This window comes from Methanohalophilus sp. WG1-DM, from assembly GCF_004104135.1.
Taxonomy (GTDB): Archaea; Halobacteriota; Methanosarcinia; order Methanosarcinales; family Methanosarcinaceae; genus Methanohalophilus; species Methanohalophilus euhalobius.
The window spans coordinates 22474-39263 of the sequence record NZ_RRBA01000011.1 but is presented as its reverse complement, the minus strand read 5'-3'; the positions used below and the strand labels follow the sequence as shown (position 1 = coordinate 39263).

The 16790-nt window shown below is 39.4% G+C and carries 20 protein-coding genes; 12 read left to right on the top strand and 8 right to left on the bottom strand.

Annotation, left to right across the window (positions count from 1 at the left end):
- Positions 1-117 precede the first annotated feature (117 nt).
- The 3 genes from CI957_RS07795 (at position 118) to CI957_RS11235 (ending at position 1926) form a co-directional block, all read left to right on the top strand.
- On the top strand, positions 118-1290 hold the full coding sequence (locus CI957_RS07795) for a glycosyltransferase family 4 protein (protein WP_096711286.1): 1173 nt from the start codon (positions 118-120) through the stop codon (positions 1288-1290).
- A 371-nt stretch (positions 1291-1661) separates the two neighbouring features.
- The gene (locus tag CI957_RS10900; protein ID WP_241646007.1) at positions 1662-1829 is read left to right on the top strand and encodes a hypothetical protein; all 168 of its coding nucleotides are present in this window, start codon (positions 1662-1664) and stop codon (positions 1827-1829) included.
- Complete coding sequence (locus CI957_RS11235) at positions 1756-1926, top strand: hypothetical protein (RefSeq protein WP_363093901.1); 171 nt, start codon at positions 1756-1758, stop codon at positions 1924-1926. The genes CI957_RS10900 and CI957_RS11235 overlap by 74 nt, the downstream gene beginning before the upstream one ends.
- Positions 1927-2261: 335 nt before the next feature.
- Here CI957_RS11235 and CI957_RS07780 read toward each other — a convergent pair whose 3' ends face one another.
- The gene (locus CI957_RS07780; RefSeq protein WP_105460182.1) at positions 2262-2783 is read right to left on the bottom strand and encodes an O-acetyl-ADP-ribose deacetylase; all 522 of its coding nucleotides are present in this window, start codon (positions 2781-2783) and stop codon (positions 2262-2264) included.
- A gap of 41 nt (positions 2784-2824) precedes the next feature.
- On the bottom strand, positions 2825-4069 hold the full coding sequence (locus CI957_RS07775) for a GntP family permease (protein WP_128754605.1): 1245 nt from the start codon (positions 4067-4069) through the stop codon (positions 2825-2827).
- A gap of 184 nt (positions 4070-4253) precedes the next feature.
- Here CI957_RS07775 and mdh point away from each other — a divergent pair, with 184 nt between their 5' ends.
- Positions 4254-5177 carry a malate dehydrogenase gene (mdh, locus tag CI957_RS07770; RefSeq protein ID WP_128754604.1) on the top strand — a complete coding sequence of 308 codons (924 nt, stop codon included), beginning with the start codon at positions 4254-4256 and terminating at the stop codon, positions 5175-5177.
- A gap of 88 nt (positions 5178-5265) precedes the next feature.
- On the opposite strand, the gene CI957_RS10675 is transcribed toward mdh, so the two are convergent.
- Positions 5266-5418, bottom strand: coding sequence for a hypothetical protein (locus CI957_RS10675; RefSeq protein WP_164909064.1), 153 nt, complete (start codon positions 5416-5418; stop codon positions 5266-5268).
- 85 nt (positions 5419-5503) lie between these two features.
- Entirely contained in the window at positions 5504-6253 is a 750-nt protein-coding gene (locus CI957_RS07765; protein ID WP_164909063.1) for an amidohydrolase family protein, read from the bottom strand.
- Between the two features lie 443 nt (positions 6254-6696).
- Here CI957_RS07765 and CI957_RS10670 point away from each other — a divergent pair, with 443 nt between their 5' ends.
- The 4 genes from CI957_RS10670 (at position 6697) to CI957_RS07750 (ending at position 9802) form a co-directional block, all read left to right on the top strand.
- Complete coding sequence (locus tag CI957_RS10670; RefSeq protein WP_164909062.1) at positions 6697-6858, top strand: hypothetical protein; 162 nt, start codon at positions 6697-6699, stop codon at positions 6856-6858.
- Between the two features lie 133 nt (positions 6859-6991).
- Positions 6992-7774 (top strand): TrkA C-terminal domain-containing protein, encoded by a 783-nt coding sequence (locus tag CI957_RS07760; RefSeq protein ID WP_096711291.1) that lies wholly within the window; start codon positions 6992-6994, stop codon positions 7772-7774.
- Between the two features lie 317 nt (positions 7775-8091).
- A complete protein-coding gene (locus CI957_RS07755; protein ID WP_105460218.1) occupies positions 8092-9387 on the top strand; it encodes a DEAD/DEAH box helicase in 1296 nt (431 codons plus the stop codon).
- Between the two features lie 223 nt (positions 9388-9610).
- Positions 9611-9802, top strand: coding sequence for a TRAM domain-containing protein (locus tag CI957_RS07750; protein ID WP_013037550.1), 192 nt, complete (start codon positions 9611-9613; stop codon positions 9800-9802).
- Between the two features lie 298 nt (positions 9803-10100).
- Here CI957_RS07750 and CI957_RS07745 read toward each other — a convergent pair whose 3' ends face one another.
- Positions 10101-10436 (bottom strand): hypothetical protein, encoded by a 336-nt coding sequence (locus CI957_RS07745; protein WP_096711292.1) that lies wholly within the window; start codon positions 10434-10436, stop codon positions 10101-10103.
- 311 nt (positions 10437-10747) lie between these two features.
- Between CI957_RS07745 and CI957_RS07740 the strand changes: the two genes are divergently transcribed.
- From CI957_RS07740 to CI957_RS07730, 3 genes are read left to right on the top strand one after another with little or no spacing between them, the layout of a single operon-like run.
- Positions 10748-11239 (top strand): RimK/LysX family protein, encoded by a 492-nt coding sequence (locus CI957_RS07740; protein WP_096711293.1) that lies wholly within the window; start codon positions 10748-10750, stop codon positions 11237-11239.
- Complete coding sequence (gene rimK / locus CI957_RS07735) at positions 11236-12141, top strand: 30S ribosomal protein S6--L-glutamate ligase (RefSeq protein ID WP_096711294.1); 906 nt, start codon at positions 11236-11238, stop codon at positions 12139-12141. Before CI957_RS07740 ends, rimK begins: the two co-directional genes overlap by 4 nt.
- 3 nt (positions 12142-12144) lie before the next feature.
- On the top strand, positions 12145-13191 hold the full coding sequence (locus CI957_RS07730; RefSeq protein WP_096711295.1) for a succinylglutamate desuccinylase/aspartoacylase family protein: 1047 nt from the start codon (positions 12145-12147) through the stop codon (positions 13189-13191).
- Between the two features lie 35 nt (positions 13192-13226).
- On the opposite strand, the gene CI957_RS10665 is transcribed toward CI957_RS07730, so the two are convergent.
- The 3 genes from CI957_RS10665 to CI957_RS07720 all read right to left on the bottom strand — a co-directional run bounded on the left by CI957_RS10665 (position 13227) and on the right by CI957_RS07720 (position 14891).
- Positions 13227-13373 (bottom strand): hypothetical protein, encoded by a 147-nt coding sequence (locus tag CI957_RS10665; RefSeq protein ID WP_164909061.1) that lies wholly within the window; start codon positions 13371-13373, stop codon positions 13227-13229.
- Between the two features lie 210 nt (positions 13374-13583).
- The gene (locus CI957_RS07725; RefSeq protein ID WP_096711296.1) at positions 13584-13919 is read right to left on the bottom strand and encodes a hypothetical protein; all 336 of its coding nucleotides are present in this window, start codon (positions 13917-13919) and stop codon (positions 13584-13586) included.
- A 627-nt stretch (positions 13920-14546) separates the two neighbouring features.
- Positions 14547-14891, bottom strand: coding sequence for a PRC-barrel domain-containing protein (locus CI957_RS07720; protein ID WP_096711297.1), 345 nt, complete (start codon positions 14889-14891; stop codon positions 14547-14549).
- 254 nt (positions 14892-15145) lie between these two features.
- On the opposite strand from CI957_RS07720, the gene CI957_RS07715 reads away from it, so the two are divergent.
- Positions 15146-16750: an ATP-dependent DNA ligase gene (locus tag CI957_RS07715; RefSeq protein ID WP_241646005.1), complete on the top strand. Its 1605-nt coding sequence runs from the start codon at positions 15146-15148 to the stop codon at positions 16748-16750.
- Positions 16751-16790 lie beyond the last annotated feature (40 nt).

Sequence of the window (16790 nt, the reverse complement as noted above, 5' to 3'; positions counted from 1 at the left end):
CATCATGAGCTAAAGTAGTTTCCTGCTTGATGGGAAACGAGAAATGGCGCCATTAAATTATCGGGATTCTAATTTAAAGGGTCAACAATATCCAATTGGCTGTGATATTATAACGGAATGAAGTGTGGGGGCATAATTACGGTTTTCAGTCTAAGGAAACCCGACTCTGGTGTCAACATAGGTATCCTTTCTTATGAATATCCACCAAATTTTTATGGTGGAGTGGGTATCCATGTAGGTGAGGTAACCAGAAGTCTTGCAATCGGAAATAATCAGGTACATGTGTTTACATCCAATGTACAGGAATCGAACGAACAGTTGATCAGAAATTTATGGGTACACGGACCAACAGAACTTCATTATCAGGCATCTAATAATTTCAGTGCAGCATATAAAAAGATACAGACCAACATCAATGTGGCTGCGATGGTGAAGAAACAGTTTTCAGGTGGCAGTCTGGATCTGTTACATTCGCATGGTGGGTTGATCCAGTTAGCTACTACATTATCAAAGGAGAGCACCCAGCTGCCACTGGTGATGACAGCTCACAGTATAGATATCAACAGAACGAAGCCAGACGGGCTGAGTGTTATGATGGAGTCAAATGTGGTGGGCATGGTGGACAGGTTCATTGCAGTATCAAAGTCCATACAAGAAGAACTGGAGCAAACATTTGGAATCGAACATGATAAGATTACAATTATTCCAAACGGGGTGGATAGTGAGACATTCAAACACCAGAATGCGGATGACATCAAAAGAAAATACAAACTTGATAACCGATTCGTTGTGCTGTTTGTTGGAAGGAATGACTCACAAAAGGGCGTGATGTATTTGGTTGATGCCGTGCGAAGGCTCCAGAAAGATATTCCAGAAATAATGCTGGTAATGGTCGGCCAGCCGGATATATATCATGACAAGCATATCCTCTGCCTTCCGCATGTGGACAAGCATGAACTCATTAAATTATACTCTCTCTCCGATGTGTTCGTGCTGCCAAGCATCTACGAGCCTTTCGGTATTGTGCTCATTGAAGCCATGGCATGTGAAACCGCGTGCATTGGGACACGAGTCGGAGGGATACCAGACATCATTGACCACAACCGGACCGGGGTTCTGGTAGAGCCGGAAAGCTGTGCAAGTATCGCAGAAGCGATTGATAGATTATATCATGATCCAGAAAAGAGGTGCCTGATGGGGAAAAGAGGGCGTGAGAAGGTTATATCATACTTTGACTGGCAAAATATAGCAAAGAAGACTGGAGAGGTATACCAGCAGGTGCTTAATTAAAACCAGAGTCTGCTCTTGATGCACTCAATGTTAACCTATCATGGATTCGATCCACACATGTGCCTCTAGATTCACTCTTTCTATGTTGCATCTGAAACCCAGATAAATCTCTCCCACTCGCACCTAATGTCGAACCAGATATGATAGTCACACAAGCATCTCTGAGTGAAAATGTACAAAACGGACAGAGAAACATCACAACAAGCAACCATCATCGAATTACAGAGGAACTGAAACTGCACAATAAACGCAAGATAATTAGCTAAATACTGAATGTGTATGTTCTGGAAATTACGCTTCGTGGAAAAGGTTATGGGTGGCTTGATTGGCTGCTCGTTCTCTAACTATTTTTAAAATAAGGGGAAGATATATTGAACAAGGCACAAGGTGATGACATATCTTTAGCTGAAGTTGACAGTAAATTCTCAGAGGAAATTACAGAATTGGCAAACAGTGATAAAGCATATGAGAAAAATAGCTCTGAATACAATTATTTTTGTAAGTACATTTACTTTTATAATAGTTTACTTTCTAACTGAATATTTGTCTCAAGACAATTTCATTGTAATTATAGTATGTCTAGCAGTATGTGCCATCTTTGCAGCTATAATAAGTATTCCTTCTGAGGATATTTAAGCCACTATCAGATGCAATTAATAATGATTCATTTGCTTTGAGTGTGAGTATTTCTTCCTTATTGATTGCATTTTGACTGGCATTGGCGGATTTCTGTTTGATAATAGGCTACTTGTGTTAGGCTCCTTGTCCCTGTCATTTGTACAACTTTCCTTTATATAATGCTTTATGTTGACTTTCCGATCTGAAAGTCCAATCCACTGTTCTATCTGAAAATCCAATCATCAATGTCTCCAAATCCCCTAGAGGTTAAAGATGTTTCAATTGTAGCTGACATTATCCCCAGTTATATTGAAGGTAAATCTGCCATAAGTCCTATTATTTTTATCTTCTACTCATTTTTTATCCTCATTAAGTAGCCTGTTGAAGTTACTGAAAGTTTCATCATTAAAACATACAAATAGAATCCTATCAAAAACCGGGGTTTCTTGCAGAAAATCGATTACTTCATTTATCGCTATTTCAGCTGCCCTGGGTATAGGAAAATGGTAGACTCCTGTACTTATTGCGGGAAAAGCAATAGTTTTAATCCCTTCCTCTGCCGCCAGCTTAAGGCAATTACTGTAACATTTGGCCAGCATTCTGTCCTCCTCATTGTTTCCGCCGTGCCATACAGGTCCCACTGTGTGTATGACCCATTTTGCCGGCAGATTATAGCCATGCGTGATTTTTGCTTCACCTGTTGCACAACCATTCAGTGTCCTGCATTCATCCAGCAGTTTAGGTCCTGCAGCTTTGTGTATTGCTCCATCAACCCCTCCTCCGCCAAGCAGGGAATTGTTGGCCGCATTCACAATGGCATCAACTTCCTGTTCTGTGATGTCACCTTTAATTATCCTGATTATTCTCTGATCCATAATCTTTGGTCTTTGTTTATTGGTTAATATTTGTTGTCACTTCAGAACAGGAAATAATCAATCAGTAAGACTGAAGTGAGTAGTAATATCCCCAGTATGGCAAGTGGAATGGTATAGTTCGATACTACGGTTTTCACATCATCGCCCGTGGTTCTCTGGATCAGCCAGAAAAACGGATCTGTAACGTAGGAAAACACCATGGTGCCAGCTGAAATCATCAATATCAGGGGAATGGTTGCCACATCTGAAACATAGGGGCTGTAGGCGAGTATGGATGATGTTATTATTGCAGTGACAGCCCTGGAGCCCTGCGCAGTCTGTATTATCGCGGCGAAAATAAACGGGATGAAAAGAGCAGGTATTATGTGTCCGATAAGATTATAGACATTTTCTGCAAATGAACTTGCAGCAATTACTCCTCCAAGCGCCCCGGCACCGCAGAGGTCCAGTAATATCATACCGGCATTGCGGGTGCCCTTTTCAAAAACGATATCCAGATTTTCTTTTTTTACCAGTAAAAGGGAAAAACTGGCTGCAAGAATAATGGCAAGATTGATATCCGCCAGCAGGGAAGCTCCCGGTAAAAAATGACCAATTGCCAGGAATACAATGGGCAGTATTAAGGGGACCCATCCAATAGGTGACTCATTTGCTGACAATTCTCTTTCTTTCCATGTATCTTTGTGTTCTCCTCTTTTTGATATAAGCAGGTATCCAAAGATAAAGAGAATTACAGATATAGTGATTGCAGCCAGGTTGAAGCCAGCATCAACATTAAAATTGAGACTTCTTGTAATACTGTATATTACAGGAAGTGGGTACAGAAGGACAAAAGAAAGTGTACTTCCAATTGCAGTAGCGTAATAACATTTCTTCCTGATCTCGGAGTTTACTTTCAGGTTTTCAACAAGAGGGACCATTACTACATAAGCTGTCAGGCAGCACATGAGGGGGATGGATAACAGGTAACCTGCAATTCCTGATGTAAGGGTGGGTCGTGCGGATATTTTTTGCATATCCGAGACAATCCGCTGCGCAAAATTTTCCTGTCTTATTACCAGGGCAATTAATGACCCTGAAAATATAGGAATTGCAAGGAGTGCAAATACCCTGCCTGCACCCTGTGTTGCCATTGCGATTGCGTTTTGCTGCATTCCGCTGAATATGCCATAAAAAAGGGCTGCACCTGTTAGTACAAGGAAAGGTGGCAATCTAATCTTCCAGAGAAGATTTGTGATGAGTACAATGGTTACTGTGAAAATCAGGATGTCTTGCACATTTTTCACCGTTTTTGGTTAATTTACATTCTATATATCAACTCCAGTTATATTTTCTGTATATTTTAAACCAATGTTTTCAATAATGCCTCTAATATGGAACAGCAATTTAAGTAGCAAAAGAATAGGTTTAATTATAAAAAATTCTAATTTGATATTTTCTTACAACAATCACATCAAAGGTGCTTTTGCCATGACTAAAATCTCGGTAATAGGAGCAGGGAATGTTGGTGCAACTACTGTGCAGAGACTTGCCGAAATGGAATTCGGTAACATTGTCCTTGTGGATATAGTTGAAGGTTTACCTCAGGGAAAAGCCCTGGACCTTATGCAGGCAGGATCTATAGTAGGATATGATACTAAAATCAAGGGCAGTAATGACTATGCGGACATTGTTGATTCAGATATTGTTATCATAACTGCCGGTGCTGCAAGAAAACCCGGAATGAGCCGGGCTGATCTGATAAATATCAATACTAAGATCATGAAAGATGTTTGTGAGAAAATCAAGCAATATGCACCTAAATCGATTGTAATTGCTGTTACCAATCCTCTTGATGTAATGACTTATGTGGCCCTGAAAGTCACTGGTTTTGAACCAAATCGTGTGTTTGGAATGAGTGGAATACTTGATACGGGACGTTTTGCCAGTTTTATTGCCGATGAGCTTGCCTGCTCCAAAAGAGATGTTGAAGCAATGGTGATAGGTGGTCATGGGGATCAGATGCTTCCCCTTCCCCAGCATTCTTCAGTATTCGGGACGCCTCTGCCAGAATTGCTTGGAGAAAATGTCATTGCAGGACTTGTAGAACGTACTATTCATGGTGGTGCTGAAATCGTTGCTCTTCTCAAACAGGGTAGTGCCTTTTATGCACCCTCTGCTGCCATAGTCCAGATGGTTGAATCAATCCTGAGGGATGAAAAGAGAATCTTACCTGTTTCTGCTTATCTGGAGGGGGAATACGGCCAGAAAGGAATATATTTCGGTGTACCTGCCAAAATTGGTTGTGATGGCATTGAAGGTATAATAGAGCTGGAACTGACTGAAGAACAGAAACAGGCACTAAAGGAATCTTCAGCAAGCATAAAGGGAAGCATCGAATATCTGAATATATGATAATTCGCTGTTTGGAGAAGTTTTTGTAGGAGAAAACGGTACAGAGAAGAATAATGCGGGAGATTAATGCTACCATTTCAAGGCCAGTTTATAGTTTTTTGGCCTTGCAGAGGTTTTTGTCATCCTTTACAACCCTGCCATATTTATTGCAGTAATATGAAGGATTATTAATAAGTTTTTTTAAATTCCTTTGTATTTTCTTTATATCATCTTTTTTCCAGGAGCACATCTTTTTTGACATATTTATCCTCCTTAAAAAGATCATAATCAAATCAAACAATGCGATAACAGTTTGGGATTGCTATTACTTGAAGTTATCCTGCAGTTCAGAAATCCCATAAATGTGCTGCATTTTTGTACAACACTCTGTCAACATCCTTTGTTGAAAGAGTTCCCTCTTCCTGTAGTTTAAGTATGGTTTGGAGTTGTTCCTGAAGGTTTCCCCAGGGTTCATCTGAACCAAAAAGGACTTTTCCTTCAGGCTGGCCGGTTATTATATCCTCAGTAGTCGTGCCATGTTCTTTATACATGTACCTGTATGCTTCATGGTTTGACATTGCCGTATCCAGATAGAGATTGTCAAGATCATCAACTGCTTTTATAATTTCAGGAATCCCATCCCCCAGATGTGCAATCTGAAAATTAATATCCGGGTATTGTTCCACTTTATCCAGTAATCTACAAGGGTCTTTACTACACGCCATCGGGATGTGTAAAAGGAGGTTCATACAGTTTTCATTCATATAACTCAGAATTGAATCATCAGGCATATTTCCATAGATTCCATAATACTTTATCCCTGCAGGAGGTTTTTCGTTTTCATCTTCATATTTTGCAATATTTTCGGCACTATCATTTGCAGCTATAAACGGTATAAAAGCGACCCGGTCATCATCAATTGACCATATTTCTTCGTTTGCTCTGGTATAATCTATCTTCCAACCAGAGTATGGTTCATCAGGGTCTGGGGATTTATTTTTGAGATGGTAGAACAGGCCTTTCCAGAAATGCCCGAAAGTGTTTGACGGTTCGGGTTGTGCAAAAAGAACACAGTTTTCAACATTGTTCCGATCCATGTTCTCCTGCAGCCTTTGTATGTTATTGCTGATTCTGGTGGTGGGCCGTAGCGCCATTGTCATAAAGATTGAATTTGTTCCATAATGGCAATGTGCATCATTGATCCGATATTTTCCACATTTTTTCATGAATAACTGTTTTAATTTATTGCAGATATACATACTCGACACAAAGATTTGCTTGCTGCTGTCTTTTCTTAAGCCTTTGTCGAATTGATGGGGCTTTGTACATAATATATTGCCTATTATGGAGTACAGAAGGATTAGATTATATTAAAATGGCATAGATGCGAGTTTTTCACAATATTTATTTGCGGATGCCGGCAAATTTTGGGTGTGGTTTATAGTGGGCAGAAAGGTTTATTAATGATAAATCATTATAGATATTTGTAATGATTAAACATCACAATATATGTGAATAATAGATAAACGGAGGTTAGTAAATGGAAATTTACCAAAATGAATCTATACATGAGAAAAGTGATCTTACCAGACAAGCAAACCGTAGCATGACCATTTATGAAATGGTTTTCATGATGGTTATTCTGGCATTCGGATTGTTTTCTCTGTACAGATTGGCCGCTTATGCCAACCTTATCAGCTGATCATTAAAGGGCAATTCACCGAATTGCCTAATTTTCCTCCTCTCCTATTGTTTTTGTTTATTTTGTCATTCCATTAACTCAGAAAATGATAAATGGTTTCAGGTCCAATAGGACACTAGGAGCAAACTTCTAAATGATAGCGGCATTTATTACGGTTTTTGCAGTAATTATTTTATCTCTTTTTATCAATCGTATAGCCACGATTGCATTAACCCTAACCGGTCTTTCCCGTGAAGTCGCACGCTTTCAGGCAAGGTCTGCACTTACAGGTGCGGGATTTACTACCACGGAATCTGAAAAAATGATGAATCATCCTGTAAGGCGCAGGATACTGATGTTGCTTATGCTTGTGGGAAATGCCGGAATAATAACCCTGATGGCCTCTGTAGTCCTTGTTTTCCTGAGTCCCTCGTCTGATACACTGCTAAGTTATATCGTTGTCATTACACTTGGTATGCTAGTGATTTTAATCATTACCCGTAGCAAAAAAGCCGATCGATTTCTCAGCCGTGTTATCACTTTTTCTCTTACCAGATGGACTGATATCCAGACATCGGATTCTGCAAGCCTAATTTACCTGGGTGGGGATTATCAGGTTTCAGAACTGGAAGTTGGCTCTGAAGATTGGCTGGCCGGCAAAGTCCTGAATGAGTTGAACCTTGTGGATGAGGGAGTACTGATTCTTGGTATCCAAAAACCCGGCGGTAAATACATTGGAGCCCCTGTAGCATCCACACGTATTGAAGTTAATGATGTACTCCTGCTATACGGCAGAGGCGAATCTTTGCGCTCCCTGGACAGAAGACGTAAAGGACTTCGCGGCGCGGTTGCACACGCCGAAGCAGTGGCACAGCAGAGGGACGTGGTGGAAGAACAGGAAACAGGCAGTAAGCAAAGTGAGTCTGCGGATATTTGATTATTTTTCTTTGATATACTTTTCTATTTTTTGCTTTTAGATTGGGCTTATTTGGCAATTTCAGTATAGGCTCGTTGTAAAGAACCACTAAATATATACAGTTTCATTAAAACCATTTTATGAAATCCTTTGCTTACCGACAACCTTTATATACTTGCCGTTGTTATGGATCATGCCTCTTTTTGTTTAAAGAAACATTTAGAACAAGTACATTTAATTAATCATCATTATCCCCAAAGATGCCTATACAGGCACCTATTCTGTGTCAGGCAATTTTTCAGGATACTGTGATAGCAGAATATAAAAGGAATTTTACCATGGAATCATTAACTTTTAAAGATTTGAATCTATCGAAAAATATTGAACGTGCAGTTGAAGACATGGGTTTTGAGGAACCCACTCCTATTCAGTCTCAATCTATTCCCTATCTTATGGAAGGTAAGGATGTAATAGGACAGGCGCAGACCGGTACCGGTAAAACTGCTGCCTTTGGGATACCTGCTCTTGAAATGCTGGATGTCAAAAGTAAGAAGGTCCAGGTAGTGGTCCTCTGTCCAACCAGAGAACTGGCAAATCAGGTTGCTGAGGAGATGAGCAACCTTGCCAAGTACCAGAATACCAAAATGTTACCGGTTTACGGTGGTCAACCAATAGACAGGCAGATAAAGGCCCTGAGAAGAGGCGTACACATTGTAATTGGTACTCCCGGGAGAGTTCTGGACCATATCCAGAGGAAGACACTGAAACTTGATGGTGTTAAAATGCTGGTTCTTGATGAAGCTGATGAAATGCTTGATATGGGTTTCAGGGAGGATATTGAATTTATTCTCAGTCGCGTGCCTAGCCAAAAGCAGACAGTTCTATTTTCTGCTACGATGCCACAGCCAATTATTAAACTCACAAAGAAATACCAGCAAAATCCCCAGATGGTAAAGACTGTTCATAAGGAATTAACGGTTCCCCAGATTGAACAATTCTATTTCGAAGTCAAAAGCAATGCAAAGACCGAAGTTTTGTGTCGTTTGATAGATATTTACAATTTCAAGTCATCTCTTGTTTTCTGTAATACCAAGAAAAATGTCGATAAACAGGTTGAAACTCTCAAAGCACGAGGTTATCTTGTAGATGGACTGCATGGTGATATGAGACAAGCACAAAGGGAACGTGTCATGTCCAATTTCAGGAAAGGGGAAATTGAGACACTCGTTGCAACCGATGTTGCTGCCCGTGGTATCGATGTGGAGAACATTGAGGCTGTTTTCAATTATGACATTCCTCAGGATGAGGAATCATATGTCCACAGGATAGGCAGAACCGGTAGGGCAGGCAAAGAAGGAGTTGCAATAACCTTTGCTTCCGGTAAGGACATCCGTAAGATCAAAAATATACAAAAACACACAAAGGCAAAGATCACAAGGAAAAATGTTCCTTCCCAGAGTGATGTTGAAGATATCAGGGCTGAAATGCTGTCACAAAACGTCAAGAAGATAATCGATGATGGGCACATTGGCAAATATGAGCACTGGGTCGAAAATTTACTGGAAGAAGATTATGCTTCAGTGGATGTTGCAGCTGCCCTTGTGAAAATTCTGTTATCGGAAGAGAAGAAGTAATCCAGCCACAGGGAGATTTTATTTTTCACACCTCCCTATTCAAAAGGTATATATACCATAACATCGTATTGTGATTGCTTTCAAGAGATTAAGGCTACTGCGATAAATATTAGGTTTATACGTTTTTACTTTTACCGTATTTACTATTTTCCTATGTTTTCCAACTAGTTAATTATCTGTTTTAAGCTTCATTAGAAAGGACGTGTAATATTTGTTTAACAACATGGATTCAAGTGCACCAGTAGAAGCTGGCGAAAGTTATGAAGTGACCATCGAAGATATCGCAAGAGAAGGAGACGGCATTGCAAGAGTTAGCGGCTTTGTCATCTTTGTTCCAAACACCGAAGTCGGCGATGAAGTCACTGTTAAAGTCACCAAAGTAATGCGTAAATTCGCATTCGGTGAAGTAGTTTAAATCTTCTGATTTTGCAAAAAAAAAGATTTGGGTATTTCCCAAATCCCTATTTTTATTTCAATTCCAATTCTGTAGTTTGGTATTTGAATACCGCTTAAGTTAATTTTAATTATGTTCTATAGGCTTCCTCGTGAAGTTAGTGGGACTTTGGTTGGGTTTAGTTAACATTCAATTTATTATAACAATGTATTCTTCAAAAAGCAGGAAATAGGACGAGAAATTATCTATGTTTAGAATTCACTGCTATATGGAAAATTTTATCAAAAATCTGATTTTCAAAATTTTCCCGGAGATTAATTTAATTTCCGGGATGAATGGCAGGAATATTTTTCCTGTATGAGAAAAGCCGACTGTTAAGAATTATAGGCGTGGCTGCCAGTGCAATTATTATCAATGCCCATGTGCAGAGTCCGATTGCTGCATATACTGGATACTGGAACAGGTCCCCGAACATAGCCGGATCTATTATGATATCCACAGTTTCCAGGGTATGGATCATTTTGATACCTGTGTGTGTGAACATTTGCCAGAAGAATATAGATGCTGCTGACAATATTCCCGCTTTTGATGTAAGATAAAATGCTGGATGGCTTCTGAAAATGCCCGTTTTGGAGAGTTTGTTTTTTCGAATCATGATTTTCCATAGGTACTTACTATAGCACACATCAGGATTCGCATCTATATAAAAAAATCCGGACCCATTAATTATGAACAATATTATTCATGAACATTTCTGTGGATAAAGCATAATTTAGGCACCATGTTAAGTTAAGTATATTTTGAAGTCAATAAAAATCTTGCAAAAACATATATATACTCTAAGTTGGATTTGCTTCTTAAAGTTATGAAAATAGATGTATCATTTGCGTAAACACCACTTTGCTAAGGAATAGGTCCTTTTTACTTAGAATGATATGTCAAAAAAGTTCACAGTGAAGATGTCTTATGACTAAAAAAGAACAGGGCTTGATGCTTGGATGGAGGGAGTGGGTTGCACTACCCGAATTAGGACTGCATGCCATAAAAGCGAAAGTAGATACAGGCGCCAGAACATCTTCACTTCATGCGTTTGATATCGAGATTTACAGAGAGAATAATATTGATATGGTTCGATTTCTGGTTCATCCCATTCAAAAAAACTTAAATTTCTATATTGAATGTAACGCACCTCTTAAGGATAGACGTCAGGTGACCGATTCTGGAGGTCATAGGGAGATGCGTTACGTCATCGAAACACCTGTTGTTTTTGACACTTATATATATCCCATTGAACTAACGCTTACGGGCCGGGATACTATGCGTTTCAAGATGTTACTGGGGCGTAATGCACTTAAGAAAAGAGCAATGGTAAATCCGACTGCATCATTTATGTGTGGGAAACTGGATACAAAAACATTATACGAACTATATGGGATAAAACCTGAGGTAAACGAATGAAGATTGCTTTATTGTCAAGGAATAAGAAACTTTACTCAACTCGTCGTTTAATTGAAGCAGCAGAAAAGAAAGGGCATACAATTCAGGTTATAGATGTACTGCGCGCTTACATGAATATTACTTCTCACAAACCTTCCATTCACTATAAAGGCGAGGAATTGAACGATTTTGATGCGGTAATTCCCCGTATAGGTGCATCTGTTACATTCTATGGTGCTGCAGTTTTGCGACAATTTGAGATGATGGGTGTTTTTCCTTTGAATGAATCAGTTGCACTTACCCGTTCCAGGGACAAACTACGCTCCTTACAGTTACTCTCCCGCAGGGGTATAGGTTTGCCTGTGACTGTGTATGCAAGCAAACCCGATGATGTAAAAGACATGGTAAAAATGGTTGGTGGTGCTCCACTTGTTGTTAAAATTCTTGAAGGTACTCAGGGTATAGGTGTAGTGCTTGCAGAAACACAAAAAGCTGCAGAAAGTATTATTGAAGGATTTATGGGTGTAAATGCAAATATCCTGGTGCAGGAATACATAAAGGAATCCAAGGGAGCCGATATACGCTGTTTTGTTGTTGGGGGTAAAGTTGTGGCATCCATGAAAAGACAGGGGCCAGAAGGTGAATTCCGTTCAAATATACATAGGGGAGGAACAGCAACTACTATCAGAATCACACCTGAAGAGCGTTCAACGGCTGTACGTGCTGCAAAAATAATGGGACTTAATGTTGCAGGTGTTGATCTTTTACGTTCCAATCATGGACCTGTGGTGATGGAAGTAAATTCTAGTCCAGGTTTGGAAGGTATAGAATCCAGTACTGGCAAAGATATTGCAGGTATGATAATTGATTATATTGAGAAAAACAGTAAATTTGGTAAGACACGAACCAAAGGGAAAGGTTAATCGATGCAACCACCGATAACAATAGCAGGAAATACGATCCAGCCAGGAACAAGGAAATCCATTGAATTACCGATTCCCAGCTTTTATACTCACACATCGGCTTCAATGCCAGTTCATGTTATACATGGACGCAAACCTGGCCCCTGCCTACTCGTATGTGCTGCTATTCACGGGGATGAGATCAACGGTGTAGAAATTATTCGTCGTGTCCTTGCACATAAAACAATCAATAATCTCAAGGGCACTCTTATAACCATACCAATTGTAAATGTTTTTGGTTTTGTCTCCCAGTCTCGTTATTTACCTGATAGGCGAGATCTGAACCGCTCTTTTCCGGGTTCTAAAAAAGGTTCAATGGCATCCAGACTGGCAAATATCTTGATGGCCGAAGTAGTAGAACATTGCAGTCATATAATTGATCTTCATACAGGAGCTGTTGCCCGGGAAAATTTACCTCAGATACGTGCATGTCTGTTAGATGATACAGAAACAGAAGCTTTAGCCCGTGCTTTTGGCGTACCGGTCATAATCAATACTGAATTGCGTGACGGCTCTCTGCGTGAAGCTGCTCGTGAGAAAAATATACCATTTCTATTATATGAAGCAGGTGAAGCACTTCGTTTTGATGAGGTCGCAATTCGAGCAGGTGTAAGGGGTATACTTGGAGTTATGCATCATTTAGGTATGAGAACAAGGGCCAGAAAAAAGAAAGGTTACAAGACTGTGATTTCTAAATCGACCCAATGGGTCAGGTCTCCTAAAAGCGGAATATTACGTTCAATATCTCCTCTGGGGACATTGGTCAAAAAAGGAGATTTACTGGCCTATGTAGGTGACCCACTGGGTGAGGTTGAAACAAAAGTTATGTGTTCAATTTTTGGGATTGTGATCGGAAAGACAAATCTGCCGCTGGTTCATGAAGGGGATGCTATATATCATATCGCCAGATATCCAGAAGCTGAAGAGGTTTCTAATTACATAGAATCATATCATGATGAAATTGATCCTCTTAACGATGAAATAGCAGATAAGAACAATTCTCTGGCATGATTGTTTGGATCTAAAAAAGTCTATTTTCTTTTTTATCAGGTATTGATTACCGTTTTAATGGTATGTTCATCATTGAGAGAGGCCGGTCTGGGCCTGCCCTTGTTAAAAAATATGTAGAAATGCATGGTGGGAGTATCTGGCTGGACAGTGAAGTTGATAAGGGTAGGTACATTTACGTTCACAGTACCTCTTGATGAATATTTTTTAGAAAATCAATTTATAACTTTCAAAATTTAGAAAGTGTATGAATTGTTATGTTGGCAGTTTGTATAGTATAAATCCAATGTCTGTGTAGCAGAAGGAATAAGGATGAGATAGCTGTTTTTCTAAATGGAAAATGGTAAAACTAATACTGAAATTAAAATAGAGAAATATTTATTGCCGGGATTGGTTTAATTCCCTGGATGAATTGTAGGAATATTTTTCCTGTATGAGAAAAACCGACTATTGAATATTATTGGGGTGGATGCCAGTGCAATTATTATCAATGCCCATGCACAGAGTCCTATTGCTGCGTATATCGGATACTGGAACATTTCACCGAACATGGTCGGCTCGATTATGATACCAGCAGATCCCAAGGTCTGAACCATTTTTAGACCTGTATTTGTAAATATGTGCCAGAAAAATATAGATGCTACCAGTAACATTCCTGCTTTTGCTGTAAGATAACATGCTGGGTGGCTTTTAAACGTGCCCTTTCCAGAGGTTTTGCTTTTTTGGATCATGATTTTCCACGGATACTTCCTAATTATACACTAGGATTCGCATCTATATAAAAAAATCCGGATTTATTAATTATGAACAATATTATTCATGAACAATTTAGCAAACTAACAACATATATTTTGTTATTGCTGTTATTTATCAGTTCAAATCGAATTACTATTAAAATTTAAGTTAATTTCTATTACATGTATAATCATGGATATTTGTTCTACTATTATCTGAAGTTCACAGTACAGATATAAATTAAAGTGCTAGTTATTTGGATTGATTGTACTGTTCCCTATTTTATCATATCATAAACTACATTGCAAATCATAAGGCTAAAAAATTATTGCTTTTCATTCCATAAATAGAGAGTGTGTCAATGAGAATCATTAATAATAATTTAGGCTAGCCATATGGTACGATCCTTATTTCAACACGTTTGTAGTTGTAATTATTGCAGGTCCTCTATGCCACAAAATTCCTAAATAGCTGTGCCACCCACATCAATATGGGAGTTGAGGGTAGATTATGCAGATATACAAAATTACAGTATTGCACGTATTATTGGTACACTGGATTTTTGATAGGAAAACAAAGTGTAGTGTGAGAAGCACTATCCAATATAAAACTTAACTGGGAGATTATTTCTCCCAGTAAGGAGCAAATCCATATTTTGCATAGACATCCGTCAGCCATTTGCGCTCATTGGACAAAGGCCAATTATCTTTATCAAATCCTTCCGATTCTTCAAGCAGAGACCTGTCGTGATGAAATACAAACCTGTGCTTTCCTTCTTTCAGAGATAATGCTTCCCAGGGAACTGCAAATAACTTGTCTTTGAAGGAAAGGGCTGCATAGGCAACCGTACCAAAGTCAAGGTCAATCATCAGTTCTTCTATATGGCCAATGTCTTCACCGTTTAAATCTTCTACTTTGTCTTTTTCGATTGTACTTGCTGACAAAAATTTAGGTGCACTTCCATTCATTTTTCCCACTCCTATTAAATGAAAGGCATGCGAACAGGATATTCTGATTTCTTATACCTGCGGTTAAACCAGAATGAAACAAATTCTTTCACCACAGCTACAAATCAGCCCCCATACCTTCCATACATTCTTCTTTTTTGATGGTTGTTAAAAGTATCGCCTATATGGGCCATCTAAAGCTATTTCTGGTAGTAAACACAAATTTATACAGGATCTTTTAAGGTGGGGAGGGCATGTAGTCATTTCGGAAACTTGTGAAACTTTATGAAAAATTAGATAATTCTACATCTCATAAGAAAATAATTGAATTGCTGGCAGAGCATTTTCAAAGACTTGAGCCGGCAGAGGTGAAAATAACCGCATATCTTGCACTGGGTACAATAGGTCCCCGTTTTGAAAAAATTGATTTGGGAATTGGAGATAAATATGGTATACAAGCCATCTCCCAGGCCTATGATGTGGATATGGAAAAAGTAGAGATTGCATTTGAGAATCAAGGAGATCTGGGGGATGTGGCTTCTGATCTTAATGATAGACAGCGAAGTTCACTTACACTCAAGTATGTTTTTCAGCATTTTGTGCAGATAAGGGACGTTTCGGGAAAGGGTAGCCAAAAAAGAAAGATAAATCTACTCGCAGAAGTCCTGTCACAGGCCAGGCCTTTGGAATCCAGATATATTATGCGTATTGCACGGGGAAATCTGAGGCTGGGTTTTGGTGAGAAATTTCTTCTGGAAGCTCTGGCTCTGGCCTTTACAGGTAGCCGGAATAATACAGCCAAAGTGGAAGATACATACAATATATGTACTGATATCGGTCAGCTTGGCGAGTCTCTGGCAAAGCACGGGATGAGTTCACTGGGTAAGTTTTCCATTAAGATTGGCAGGCCTGTCCAAATGATGCTAGCCAGCAGGGTAGATACTATGGAGGGGCTGAATGAGAAATTCTCTGCAACCATGGCAGCCGAGGAAAAATATGATGGAGAAAGGGTTCAGGTACATGTGGACAGAGATAATATAAAGGCGTTCTCAAGGCGGCTAACTGATATTTCTGCACAGTTTCCTGATGTCATTGAGGCTGTTCGCGAAAGTGTAAAAGCTGAAAAAGTTGTCTTAGATGGAGAAATAGTTGCCTATAGGCAAGGGGAGTTCCTTCCTTTCCAGGAGCTTATGCAGCGCAGGCGAAAGTATCATGTCAAGGAATATGTGGAAAAAATCCCTGTTGCCGTTTTTTTCTTTGATGTTATATATCTCGATGGTAAATCCCTGATGAATAGGTCTTATCCTGAAAGAAGACAAGTTTTGGAAGAAAATCTCGTAGAGACAGAAAAAGTAAAACTTGCAGGTCGGGTTGTGAGTGCAGATTTCTCCCGGATACAGCGTTTTTTCGATGCTTGTGTGGAGAAGGGGATGGAAGGCATAATTATTAAGTCAGTAAAGGCTAAATCCACTTACAGGCCGGGAAAAAGAGGTTGGTTGTGGGTTAAGTGGAAAAAGGAATATATTGAAGACGTAAGAGAAACCTTTGACCTGGTGATTGTTGGAAGTTATCATGGTAAAGGGAGGCGCAAAGGTTCATTTGGAGCATTGTTATGTGCTGTGCTCAATAAAAGCGAAAAAAGGTATGAAACTCTGGCTAAAGTGGGTACGGGTTTCAAAGATGAAGACTTTGCGGAAATCAACGATCTTCTAGAAAAATATGCCGTTGAAAAACAACCTGTCAACATTTTGGTAGACAGTAATATGCAACCAGATAAATATATTGAACCAGCTGTTGTCATCGAAGTAATTGGTTCGGAGATTACTTCTAGTCCCTCCCATACATCAGGTCAGGAAAATTCAGGGAATGGATATGCATGAGGTTTCCACGTTTCCTTAGAATAAGGTATGACAAAGGCCC

Bases quoted from the DNA above. Each gene is read 5' to 3' on its own strand.
- CI957_RS07795 (WP_096711286.1), top strand. From the start codon at position 118: ATGAAGTGTGGGGGCATAATTACGGTTTTCAGTCTAAGGAAACCCGAC.
- CI957_RS11235 (WP_363093901.1), top strand. From the start codon at position 1,756: ATGAGAAAAATAGCTCTGAATACAATTATTTTTGTAAGTACATTTACT.
- CI957_RS07780 (WP_105460182.1), bottom strand. From the start codon at position 2,783: ATGGATCAGAGAATAATCAGGATAATTAAAGGTGACATCACAGAACAG.
- mdh (WP_128754604.1), top strand. From the start codon at position 4,254: ATGACTAAAATCTCGGTAATAGGAGCAGGGAATGTTGGTGCAACTACT.
- CI957_RS10675 (WP_164909064.1), bottom strand. From the start codon at position 5,418: ATGTCAAAAAAGATGTGCTCCTGGAAAAAAGATGATATAAAGAAAATA.
- CI957_RS07765 (WP_164909063.1), bottom strand. From the start codon at position 6,253: ATGGATCGGAACAATGTTGAAAACTGTGTTCTTTTTGCACAACCCGAA.
- CI957_RS10670 (WP_164909062.1), top strand. From the start codon at position 6,697: ATGGAAATTTACCAAAATGAATCTATACATGAGAAAAGTGATCTTACC.
- CI957_RS07760 (WP_096711291.1), top strand. From the start codon at position 6,992: ATGATAGCGGCATTTATTACGGTTTTTGCAGTAATTATTTTATCTCTT.
- CI957_RS07755 (WP_105460218.1), top strand. From the start codon at position 8,092: ATGGAATCATTAACTTTTAAAGATTTGAATCTATCGAAAAATATTGAA.
- CI957_RS07750 (WP_013037550.1), top strand. From the start codon at position 9,611: ATGGATTCAAGTGCACCAGTAGAAGCTGGCGAAAGTTATGAAGTGACC.
- CI957_RS07745 (WP_096711292.1), bottom strand. From the start codon at position 10,436: ATGATTCGAAAAAACAAACTCTCCAAAACGGGCATTTTCAGAAGCCAT.
- CI957_RS07740 (WP_096711293.1), top strand. From the start codon at position 10,748: ATGACTAAAAAAGAACAGGGCTTGATGCTTGGATGGAGGGAGTGGGTT.
- rimK (WP_096711294.1), top strand. From the start codon at position 11,236: ATGAAGATTGCTTTATTGTCAAGGAATAAGAAACTTTACTCAACTCGT.
- CI957_RS07730 (WP_096711295.1), top strand. From the start codon at position 12,145: ATGCAACCACCGATAACAATAGCAGGAAATACGATCCAGCCAGGAACA.
- CI957_RS07725 (WP_096711296.1), bottom strand. From the start codon at position 13,919: ATGATCCAAAAAAGCAAAACCTCTGGAAAGGGCACGTTTAAAAGCCAC.
- CI957_RS07720 (WP_096711297.1), bottom strand. From the start codon at position 14,891: ATGAATGGAAGTGCACCTAAATTTTTGTCAGCAAGTACAATCGAAAAA.